Genomic DNA, 11,450 nt, shown 5'->3' on the forward strand with positions numbered 1-11,450 from the left:
ATTATTTCTCTTCTTTAAAACTTATGTCTAAGCACTCAATAATTTTTCTACGATATGTAATTGGATACATACATCTGAGAAGATTTTTGTACATAATTGTTGCTTTTGAGGTTTTGGTTTGAAAAATTATATTGACTAATTTTTTGGTTTCAATATTTCTTCTTGAAATTGCTCCAATAATAAAATAAGCAGTGATTAAAGCAAAATATGCAGCTACTGCCACTCCAATAGCTCCAAACATTACATATAAGGCTTTAGAGTTGCTATCAAATGCACCTGTAATTTCCATAATTACTCATACAAGAATAAAACAAAGAAATGCTGCACTAATTCCTACACCTGCTCAAAACATACTTCTAAGCATAAGAGAATATTTAAAAATATAAGTTTCTTGTTTTCTAATATGGGTCATATCAATCTCCTTAAATTGGGTCATATGTTCATACACTTTTTTTGAAGATGAACCATTATTTCGATAATTATCTAAGATAATCATTTCTATAAAATAAGCATAGTTATCTAATAGTGTTTTTCCATATTCCTTAATATCGGCAATAAAATCCACTATTTGATTATTTTTAACAATGCCTTAGTCACTGATTATTAACAAATCAACATCATTACAATCTCTGTTTAACAAATTTTGCATTTTTAGTGCATAACTTCCATGAACAACAATATTTTTATTTTTAATTATTTCTTTATTTGCTATATCAATGTCAGTCATTTCATCGCTCCTATTTTAATTATATTAGTTTAAACATACCAGAAAAACAAATAGAGTTAATTTGTGGAAATTTTCACAAAAGTCGAAATTTTCACTTGTTCTGTTGAATTTATTTAATATAACATCAGAATTTTATCTACATTATAAGTACTTTGATTATTGCTAAAAGCTTGAAATAAACCCTTAAGAAATTTAATAACACATATTTAAATTAATTTATAATTTAACTACTTTAAAGGAGAACATATGACTAAAAAAGTTAGAACACGTTATGCACCTAGTCCCACTGGGTATTTACACATTGGAGGAGCTAGAACAGCCCTTTTCTGTTACTTATTTGCTAAGCACTACAATGGGGACTTTGTTTTCAGATTAGAAGATACAGATATTAAAAGAAATGTAGAAGGTGGAGAAGAATCACAACTTCTAAACCTTGCTTGATTAGGAATTGTACCTGATGAAAGCCCACTTAAACCAAATCCTAAATACGGAAAATATCGTCAAAGTGAAAAACTTGATAGATATAATGAAGTACTTGAAGAATTATTAGCTAAAGGTTTAGCTTATAAAGCTTATGACACTACCGAAGAACTAGAAGCACAAAAAGCTGAATCAGATGCAAAAGGAATCCCAAGCTTTAGATACAATAAAAACTGGCTAAAGATCTCTGATGCAGAAAAAGCCAAAAGAGATGCTGCTGGTGAATTCTCATATCGTTTAGTTATGCCTAAAAATGTTGAATTAGCTTGAGATGATATGGTTAGAGATAGAATTAGCTTTAATTCAGATGAAATTGCTGACTGAGTTATCTTTAAATCTGACGGATATCCTACTTACAACTTTGCTGTAGTAGTAGATGACCATGACATGGAAATTACACACATTTTACGTGGAGAAGAACACATTGGAAATACACCTAAACAACTTGCTTTATATCAAGCTTTAGGATGAGATACACCTTCTTTTGGACACATGACAATTATTACAAATATGGAAGGTAAAAAACTTTCTAAACGTGATTTAGAAACTAAACAATTTATTGAAGACTATCGTAATGAAGGATATATTCCAGAAGCTATTTTTAACTTCCTTGCTTTACTTGGTTGAACTTCTGCAGATGCAAGTGAAGTTATGTCACAAGCAGAAATTATTGAAAAATTTGATCCTGCAAGACTTTCAAAAAGCCCTTCTAAATTTGATATCACTAAGATGGATTGATTCTCAAAACAATACCTTAAAAATGAACCTAATGATAAACTAATTAAACTTATGAACCTAGATGCTAGTGCTTTTGATACTGATTGACTAGATACATTTGTTGAAACATTTAAAGCTAGTGCAGTAACTACTAGCGAACTTAAATCACATTTAGATTTATACATGGAACCATTATTTGAAAAGCAAGAATTTAATGAAGCTGATCAAAAAACAGTTGCTACATTTACTAAATATTTAAAAGCAAACTTAGATAACAATATTTTTACTATTGCAAGTATTCAAGAAGCAATTAATCAAACTCAACAAGAACTAGGAGTTAAAGGTAAAAATCTATTCATGCCTATTAGATTAGCAGCCACATGTGTATCACATGGGCCTGAATTAGCAAAAGCTATTTGATTATTTGGTGCTGATGTAATAAAAGAAAGATTAGCTCACTATGAAAATTAATTTCAAATCAATTATTAAGCCTGTTTTTATAGAAAATGGTCAAGAAAAGATTAATGAAGAAGCAATTCAAGTAATTGAATTTGATGCACCAGTTAACCGTAATTGAAATGAAGAAGAACAAGCTGTTGAATTAATTTTTAAAGAACCTAAATATAACGAAACAAATCGTATTGATATTTATGATTCTGAAGCTTGAGTATATACAAATCAAACAACAGTTCAAATTAAACACAATGCCTTTGGTGAAGTTAATGTAACATTTTTAGATCCTAAATCAAAGCAATTACACGAATTAAATATGCGTACTTATTGTTCTGAATTTATTAAACAAGAAAATAAATATGAATTTAAATACTTTATTTGCTCCCCAGACAACGATGAGCCTGCAAGCTACTTTGATTTAACATTAACAATCTCTGAATAATATAAGCATTTTGAATTTTAAAATAAAATCTATGCCCATAATAAAGCATAGATTTTTTTATTGTAAATAAAGGGTTTTTCTATTACAGTTGAAATGTTTAACACTATAGCCAAGGCCTTTAAATAAAGATATAGTGGTATTTAAAAACAAATAATTCAATAAGTACCCTGTAGGGTACTTATTAAATCTTAAATATAAGTCTTGTTAGCACTTTCTTAAATAAGAAAATTCATCTCTAATTTTACTGTTAAATATCAAATATTTGTCAAGTCCAATTTTATTAATTATTTGCTTTTTTATTAAATTTTTCATAATCATTTAACAATTCATCGATCATTTTTTCACTACGTTTTGTTATAAGCTCAGGTGTCCATATAAGTTTTTCTTTAACATTTCCATCTGGCTGTGTTATTGTTTCACTATTTTGTTTGATATATGAAATAAATTGTTTAGTAATTAAGAAATCTTTATTTTCTTTTTCTATAAAACTAATTTTATCTTCGATATTATTGTTTGAACTTTTAGAGTTATCTTTTAGGTCTAAAATGGTTAAGTTACCAATTTTATGTAAATATTCATCATGCTCAGTAGGAGTGAAATATTTATTTCAATCACCTTGCATTTTTTGAGGTAAAATGTGTTCAATTGTAACTTTATCACTAGATTCAGTTATTGACTTATTGCCACAAAGAAGTTTTTCATATCTAAATAGAATATATGTGCGATACTTCATTTTATAGATATTACCTTGTAGAGCCTCTTTTAACTCATTAGCATTATATTCTTGATATCAAATATCACTTTCTAAAACTTCTTTAGCTGAAGTAGCGTTTTCAATTAGTCTTAAAATCTTAGTTAGTTGTGTGAATATTTTTGTGCGTGATTGTAATGTAATTCAGAAGAAGGTGTAGTAGTTTTCTAAGCGTTTAATGAATTCTATTTTTAAGTTTTCTTTTGAATCATTAATTTCTTCTTCAAACTTATCCATATACATTAAGACAGCAGATTTTCAAATACTATCATTAATATATTTATTCATTATCTTTATTGTATTTTGATATTCAATATCTTTAGCTTGAAATTGGCTATTTTCCAACTCAATATATGTCTTGTAGATTTTGAAGAATTTAACCATTTTATCAATAAATTCTTTTCCAACATTGATTAAAGGTTTTCCCTCTTTTCTATTTTTAATTTTGAAAATGTCTTCTTCATATCAAGCATATAGTGATTTTTGACCTGAATCTTTAACATAAATACTTTTAATTAATTCAAGGAATAAATCTAAATTTAGATTAGATGTTTTAGATTCATCACTTTCAAAATAATTTTCTATATCTTCCCATTTTTTTGCATATAACTGAGCTTGGATTTCATCTCCATTGATAGAAATAGCTTGTAAGTTAATTGTTTTAATAATATCTGAATTAGATAATTTTGCTCCACGATTATTAATTATTGTAAATAATTTATAGGCATCATTTAATGTGCCTGTGTAAATCCGAGCAAATGAAATATGATCCTTAAATAGATCCCACATATATGTAAATAGCTTATCAGGATTGCTGTAAATACTATTATGATTAAATTTTTCTTTATTTTGTTTAATATATACTTGTATATATTTCACTGCATTATAAATTGTATTTGCAGTAGTTTCAGATTTAATCAAGAATTTTATATCAGAGTCTGATAAAAATTCGTTGATTTTGCCTTTTTGTGCATAATTTATTAATTTAACTAAAAGTGCATTAACTTCACCTCTAGTTTCAAATTTAATTCTTGGAATTATATCATTAGCAGTTTTTCTAGCCCCTCTGATATCCTCTATATAAGGTATATCATCACTTAGAAGCTTTTCAAAATTATATTCAGGGTTATTTCCAAATCCCGACTCTACAATTAAGTTTATCAGACAAATTCAGATTAATAAAAGTGTTGTTAATCTTTGTTGCCCATCTAAAATGTAATATTTTTTATTTTTTTCTGCAACTGGACATAAAATTATTGATCCTATAAAATAATCATCATTAATTTTATTTTCACTAATTTCATCATATGACTGGATAAAAAAATTTTCCAGATCCTCTAGTAATTCAATAATTTCTTTTTTTCCTCATACATAGGCTCTTTGATATGATGGCACTATATAAGATTTATCAGTAAAAATTTCTTTTACCGATTCTGCATGAACGTCAAACTTACTATTATTCATTTATTTACTATTGTCTAAACATATTATTAACTTTTGCATTATTTTTTTATTAGACACTCCTTTACTATTAGATTAACAAAAAAAAAAAAAAAAACAGAAGCAAATAGAAATTAAATTCACAAATATATCTACTACACAGTCAAATAAGTAAAATTTGTGTAATTGTGGAACATCCTGATAATTATTTCCATATTTTTAGAAAACAATTTCTAAAAATTAAAAAATGTATTTGAAAATAAAAAAGACTGACATTAATTTTGTCAATCTTTTATAAGACTTTTAGTATTATTTATTTTCTTCTTGGTAACGTTTTACTTCAGCTACACAGTCATCAATAACAGCTTCTACTAAATCTAATGAGTCAATAATAGCACCAGAAGCTCTTTCGTGACCTCCACCACCTCATTTAACTGCTACATTACGAACGATAGGTCCATTTGATCTAAATTCAACACGTACTTTTCCATTTTCTTCTTCTGTAAATTGTACTCAGAATGGGTATCCATCAATATTAGCAATAGAGTTAACTCTAACTGATTGTTGAGGTGTTTTCCCCATAGCTGCTGTTGAAGCTAAATCATTTTGAATGTAAGCTACACCATCTCTAGTTTTAAGGCTTGACATTAATCAAGCATTGAATTTTAAATCGTCTAAAGTTACTGTAGCTAAGTTTCTGTGAATAAAGTCAGCTTGTAAACCTGCTTCATAAAGTTTAGCTGCTAATTTTAATGTTCTAGCAGAAGTTTTATCAAATAAGAATCTACCTGAGTCAGTATTAATTCCTAAATATAATAAGTTAGCTGCTCTTTGAGTAATTTTTCATTCATTTGTCACAGCAATATCAGTAATCATTTCATCAGCTGCTATATAAGAAGAATCTACTCATCTAATTGTATCATCCCCTAAATCATCACTATTTGGGTGGTGATCAATTCTAATTACTTGTTTGAAGATATTTTTATCTAAAACTTCTCTACATTCAAGTCTTTCTTTGTCCCCACCATCTACAACAACTCCAAGTGAGTTAGCTAGAATTTCATCGCTTGGGATAGGGTCCATTACTAAGTTCATGAATGGGAATGATCCTTTAGCATCACCAATTGCATAAACTTTTTTATTAGGAAAGTTTGTTTCTATTAATTCTTTAAGTCCAAATTGTGAACCTAAACAGTCACCATCAGGTCTAATGTGGTGAAAAATAACAATAGAGTCATATTTGTATAGTTCTTTTGTAACTAGTTCTAAACTACCAACAACCATTATTTAGCCTCTCATTCCACGATAGCTTGGTTTAATGCAGCTAAAACTTCAGGCACTTGATCTCATGAATCAATTGTAATACCTGCAGCATTATCGTGTCCACCACCAGCAAATTGGTTGGCTACTTTATTTACAAGTGGTCCGTTTGATCTTAAACGTCCACGTACTTTACCATCTTCAAGTTGAATGAATAATGCTCAGCATGAATTGTCTTCAATGTTAGCAAGTTCATTAACGTATTGAGCTGCTTCAAATGAATCCATGTCATATTTTTTTAATGTTTCAGCATCAATTTCATAGTAAAGAACTCTTCCTTCTTTTTTAAATTCAGAAAGAATTTTTCCAACAAATTTAATTGATTTGAATGTACGTTTTGAAAGTTCTCTTAAAATTTCTGCAGGGTGGAATCCTGTATCCATTAAGAAAGCTACTAAACGATGTGTTCTTGCTGATGTATCTGGATATAAAAATCTACCTGAGTCAGTATTAATTCCTAAATAAATGTGTGATGCAGCTTTTTGTGTTACTGTATAGTTTCCATCATAAGCAATTTGAGCGATCATTTCTGCTGCTGCTACATAATGTTCATCAATCCAATTGTAATCGTAATCAATATCTGCACCATTAGGGTGGTGATCGATTCTTAATTTAGCTGTAGTTCTGTTTTCATATAATAACTCAGCACATTCAATTCTATCTCCACTAGATGCATCTACTACAATAGCTAAAGAGTTTGTAAAATCAATGTCTTCAATTTTATCAAAATGATATCCCATGAAGTCGAATAAGTGTAAGTTATTACCTGGTGTAAATACCTTTTTATTAGGGTAATTTGTTCTGATTAATTCTGCTAAACCTGCTTGTGATCCTAAACAGTCACCATCAGGTCTAATGTGGTGAAAAATAACAATATTGTCATATTTTTCAATTGCGTCAATCGCAACTTTTGAATTTCCTATAATCATATTATTTCCTTTCTATTTTATGTTAATTCTTTGAAATATTATTAGTTAAATACTCTTTAATTTTATCATTTATTTCACTATATTCTTCTGGTGAGATAACATTAAATTTAGCAATTTTTTCAACTGTATCTACTGGGATAGAATTGCTATTTAACACTAAAGAAAGCTCTAGATATTCTTTATATCCTTTTTCTAATGCAGTAATTAATTTATTGTAAGTTGGAGCTGATAAAATCGCTGAAAACTTATTAGTTTGATAAAATGAAAATAAGATTTTTAAATAAATATCCTTGAATACATGACTTATTGTATTTGCAAGTGTGCTTTGTAAATTAGCTAGCATAGCATTATTTTTCATCTCTGTAATTTTGCTTTGGTATTGTTTAATAACTGCTTTTTGTTCTTCTGTTAATGAATTAATAAATTCTGCTGATTTAAATAAGTTAGATAGGTTTTCTAAAGATAACTTGTATGCTTTATTTGCGCCTTCAATTAAACTTGAAGCTAATTCAATTTTATTTCACTTATTTTCATCTGCTTGTAAAGGTAATAAACTGAGTTCTTTGAATGTTTGAGCATTTTCAACTATCTCTCTATGTGTTTGTGCATATGAATAATTAGAAATAGTAGTTCATATTTCATTTAATACACTAAGATCTAATTTGTATTTTTTGCTTGATTCAACAATATCTTCAGCAAATGCAAGTGAATCTTCTGATTTAATTCCTCAAATATTAAAAATCTTTTCACCAAGTGCATCAATTGAACCTAATGATAAGTCATTTGAATTATTAGTATAAATTAGTTGGTATAAAGAGATAATATCTAAAGTCTCTGAATTATACATTTTAGGATCTTTTTCTAAAGCCTGAGCCAGATATTCTACATACTTCTTCTTAGCTTCTATTTGAGCAACTAAATTAAAGTATTGATTAGCTGAAAAATGACCTCCAGCTTGATTTGCAAGTTCATTTCCTTGACCATAAAATGAAGCTGCATTCTTCATTACAATGGCCAAATATGTAAATTCCTTTTGTCCATTTGCAACTTTTTCTTCATACTGTTTGGTAAGTTTTTCTCAATCTTCCACAGCATCAATATATTGCTGTTGTGGTGTACATGCTAATGAAACCATAGGTAGTGAAATTGTAGTAATAATTGGTGTTATAAATAATAATTTTTTAAAGTGTTTAAACATATTTTAATTGTACTACATTCAGTAATGAATACATAAAGAAAATATTCCCCATAAATAATGAGGAATATTGTTTAATCTAAAATTGAAATTGATTTTATTTTAGATTTTTTATATGTTCACAGTTTAATTATTTTTATTTGTTTTCAGTTGGAGCTGGTTGTGTAGCTTTATCCCCACCTGCTGCTGGAGCTGGTGTTTCTTTGCTTCCATCTCCTGCTGGTTTAGCACCTGGTTCTGTAACTTTGTCTCCTTGTGCTGGTTGAGATGTTTCTGGAGATTTTTCTCCACCTGCTGGTGTAGTTGGTTTAGGATCTGATTGTGAGCCTGTACCTGTAGCTGGAGCTGTTTCACTACCTGTAGCTGGTTTAGCTGCTGGGGCTGTTTGTCCACCTGCTGCTGGAGCTGGTTGTTTATCTCCTGTAGTTGGTTTAGCTGCTGGAGCTGGTTGAGCTGGTGTAGCTGGAGCTGGTTTAACTTCTGGAGTTACAGCTGGTTTAGCATTTGGATCAAATTGTCATGAAGATAATAATTTGATTGCTTTATCATAGTCGATTGAGTATCCACCATCCATTAAGTGTCTTACTCATGTTCCATAACTTTCGTTTCCTGATACTAAAACATAACTTTCTGATTGAGTTTCTGGTACTCATGCAGATTTAGTTGCATCATAGTATACACCTTTTACAGTTATGTCAACATTTGCGAATAATTTTCCATATGTTGTTTTATCTGATTTAAGCCCATCAATAACTTGAGCTGTTGTAATAAACTTACCATTAATTTTACCTTTAGTAAAGTTATCATTGAAGTCTGAAATGTCATCCCCAATTCTTACTACAGATTTAAATTGAACTTCTTTTCCGTTAATTGGAAGTTTGTTTTTATTTACATATGTCATTCTTTCTTCTTTAGAAACTTTGACATTTCTGTTTGTAAAACTATATGGTGATTGAGCTGATACTTTGTTTTCTCCGGCCATGAATCAAATTCAGTCTGGCATGTATTTCTTGTCTAATCCAAGGATTTCAAGGTTCTTTACAGTTCCTGCCATTTCTGTAACTTGTTTTCTGTTAGAGTTGAACATTACAACCCCACCCTTAGATCATACATATTTAATAAATTCGATTGCTCCTGCAACTTCTTTAGCTGTTGCTGTGTTTACATATTTTGTTCAGTCTGAAGAACTAAATTCTGTTTGGTTAGTTACAACTGACCAGTTTTGGTATAAAAAGTTGTTTAAAACTGTATCATCAAGGTCCATTCATACAACTGGTACAAATTTTCCTTCATCTGTGGCACCTACAGTAATTGTGTCACCTGTTGCATTAACTTTATCTAAAGATACATTGTCTTGTTTGATCATAGCATCGAATGCCATTTTTGCAAGTCTATATGTTTGTAATCCTGTTACATATTTTTCAGATGAGAATGAGTTTCATAAATCTGATGTGATTTCTTGTGTCTTTCCACGTCTGCTTAATAAGTCATCGGCTTTTTTCTTTGATTGTTCTGCATCTGATTTAGCTGTTGCTAATTCAGTTGTTTTAGATTCTAAACCTGCTTGTAATTCTTTAACTTGACCTTCTAATTTTTTAATTTTATCTGTATCTTCAGTATTGCTGCATGAAGAAGCAACAATAGGTAATACAGCTGCTGAGATACCAGCAAATGATAATAATACTGATTTAATTTTGTTCATTGTTTTTACCTTTCATCTGGGCCTTTACCCACCCTTATTCTATTACTTGGCAATTTCGGTATCATAAAAAAGTAAAAAAAATATGGAAAAAAATAAAATTTCCACATTTACATCTCTTTGTATGTGGAAATTTCCACATTCGGTGTTTTATTACTATTTAAAACAGCTATAAAAGTATCTTTTTTATACTAAAAACAATGAAATTAAACTTCAAATCTAATATTTCTACTGTTCTTTTTTCTGTTTATTTAATGCTATTTTGTCTAAAAAATTCACTTTTTTAAAGCGAAAATAAAAAATGTCCAGGATCAAACCTGAACACTTTTGAATTTTAACGTTTTGATTTGTCGTATGGTATACCAGCTGCAGCAGGACCAACGTTTGATTTTGATGTAAAGACCATAATTACAAGTGTTACTATGTAAGGTATTGTCTTTAATAAGTCACCGTATCTTCCTGCATTTAATAAGTTTACACCATAGTATGATAATGACATTAACGCAGCAAATAATGTTGATACAATTAATGAAATTGAAATCTTTCATCTAGCTGTAATCATAATTGCAAGTGCTAAATATCCATAACCATTAACTTCTTTTGTAGCAGATAATGAGTCAGGGTTAACAACACCATAAAATGATCCAGCAAGACCAGCAATAGCACCAGCTAATAATACTGCTTCTCATTTAATTTTGTTAACATTAATTCCAGCAACGTCAGCTGCTTGAGGGTTTTCACCAATAGCTCTAAATCTAAGTCCTCATTTTGTCTTTCTTAAAGCAAATCATGCTGCAACAATTGTTACTACTGAGACAACTGTTTTGAATGAAAGAATGTTACCATAGTTGGCAAATGAAGCATTTAAAGCTAATTCATTTCTCTTTAATTGAACGAAGTTACCTGATAATTGTAATCTTGTTAGCACAAGTATTAAGATTGAAGCAATACCTGTGGCAAAAACGTTAATAGCAAAACCTGAAATTGTTTGTTCTGCCTTTAATTTAATTGTAGCAAATCCAAATAGTAATGAGAACACCATTGTTGCAAGTACCGATACTATTGTAAGAGGTATTTGTCAATAAGGTGAAGAGTAAATTTCTTTTGAATCAGGGAAAATTACGTTTGTTACTAATACTGAAAATGCTAAATACATAACAGCACCAAACACCATGAAACCATTGATTGCAATGTTGACAATTCCGGCTCTTTCTGAGAAAATACCTGAAATTGTACCAAGCATTAATAGTAAGAAGAAGAAAATGAAATAAGTGATAATTGGAGTTATATCAGCCAT

General features: G+C 29.3%; 10 protein-coding genes. 2 read left to right on the forward strand and 8 right to left on the reverse strand.

The annotated features are described in order from the left end of the window. Position 1: 1 nt before the first annotated feature. Both ACM0L0_RS02755 and ACM0L0_RS02760 read right to left on the reverse strand, forming a co-directional pair. On the reverse strand, positions 2-565 hold the full coding sequence (locus ACM0L0_RS02755) for a hypothetical protein (RefSeq protein WP_416738454.1): 564 nt from the start codon (positions 563-565) through the stop codon (positions 2-4). 24 nt (positions 566-589) lie between these two features. Then, a complete protein-coding gene (locus tag ACM0L0_RS02760) occupies positions 590-727 on the reverse strand; it encodes a hypothetical protein (RefSeq protein WP_416738455.1) in 138 nt (45 codons plus the stop codon). Between the two features lie 246 nt (positions 728-973). On the opposite strand from ACM0L0_RS02760, the gene gltX reads away from it, so the two are divergent. Then, positions 974-2,395: a glutamate--tRNA ligase gene (gltX, locus tag ACM0L0_RS02765; protein ID WP_416738456.1), complete on the forward strand. Its 1,422-nt coding sequence runs from the start codon at positions 974-976 to the stop codon at positions 2,393-2,395. Next, the gene (locus ACM0L0_RS02770) at positions 2,385-2,819 is read left to right on the forward strand and encodes a hypothetical protein (protein WP_416738457.1); all 435 of its coding nucleotides are present in this window, start codon (positions 2,385-2,387) and stop codon (positions 2,817-2,819) included. Before gltX ends, ACM0L0_RS02770 begins: the two co-directional genes overlap by 11 nt. Before the next feature lie 280 nt (positions 2,820-3,099). Here ACM0L0_RS02770 and ACM0L0_RS02775 read toward each other — a convergent pair whose 3' ends face one another. From ACM0L0_RS02775 to ACM0L0_RS02800, 6 genes are all read right to left on the reverse strand, one after another. Beyond that, positions 3,100-5,034 carry a DUF262 domain-containing protein gene (locus tag ACM0L0_RS02775; RefSeq protein WP_416738458.1) on the reverse strand — a complete coding sequence of 645 codons (1,935 nt, stop codon included), beginning with the start codon at positions 5,032-5,034 and terminating at the stop codon, positions 3,100-3,102. A gap of 285 nt (positions 5,035-5,319) precedes the next feature. Then, entirely contained in the window at positions 5,320-6,294 is a 975-nt protein-coding gene (locus ACM0L0_RS02780) for a DHH family phosphoesterase (RefSeq protein WP_416738459.1), read from the reverse strand. Further along, the gene (locus ACM0L0_RS02785; protein WP_416738460.1) at positions 6,294-7,259 is read right to left on the reverse strand and encodes a DHH family phosphoesterase; all 966 of its coding nucleotides are present in this window, start codon (positions 7,257-7,259) and stop codon (positions 6,294-6,296) included. Before ACM0L0_RS02785 ends, ACM0L0_RS02780 begins: the two co-directional genes overlap by 1 nt. A 22-nt stretch (positions 7,260-7,281) precedes the next feature. After that, positions 7,282-8,457 (reverse strand): hypothetical protein, encoded by a 1,176-nt coding sequence (locus tag ACM0L0_RS02790; RefSeq protein WP_416738461.1) that lies wholly within the window; start codon positions 8,455-8,457, stop codon positions 7,282-7,284. A gap of 133 nt (positions 8,458-8,590) precedes the next feature. Beyond that, on the reverse strand, positions 8,591-10,156 hold the full coding sequence (locus ACM0L0_RS02795; protein ID WP_416738462.1) for an HAD family acid phosphatase: 1,566 nt from the start codon (positions 10,154-10,156) through the stop codon (positions 8,591-8,593). A gap of 331 nt (positions 10,157-10,487) precedes the next feature. Continuing rightward, positions 10,488-11,450, reverse strand: coding sequence for an ABC transporter permease (locus tag ACM0L0_RS02800; protein WP_416738463.1), 963 nt, complete (start codon positions 11,448-11,450; stop codon positions 10,488-10,490).

This window comes from Mycoplasma razini (assembly GCF_048076865.1).
Classification (GTDB): Bacteria; Bacillota_I; Bacilli_A; order Mycoplasmatales; family Metamycoplasmataceae; genus Mycoplasmopsis.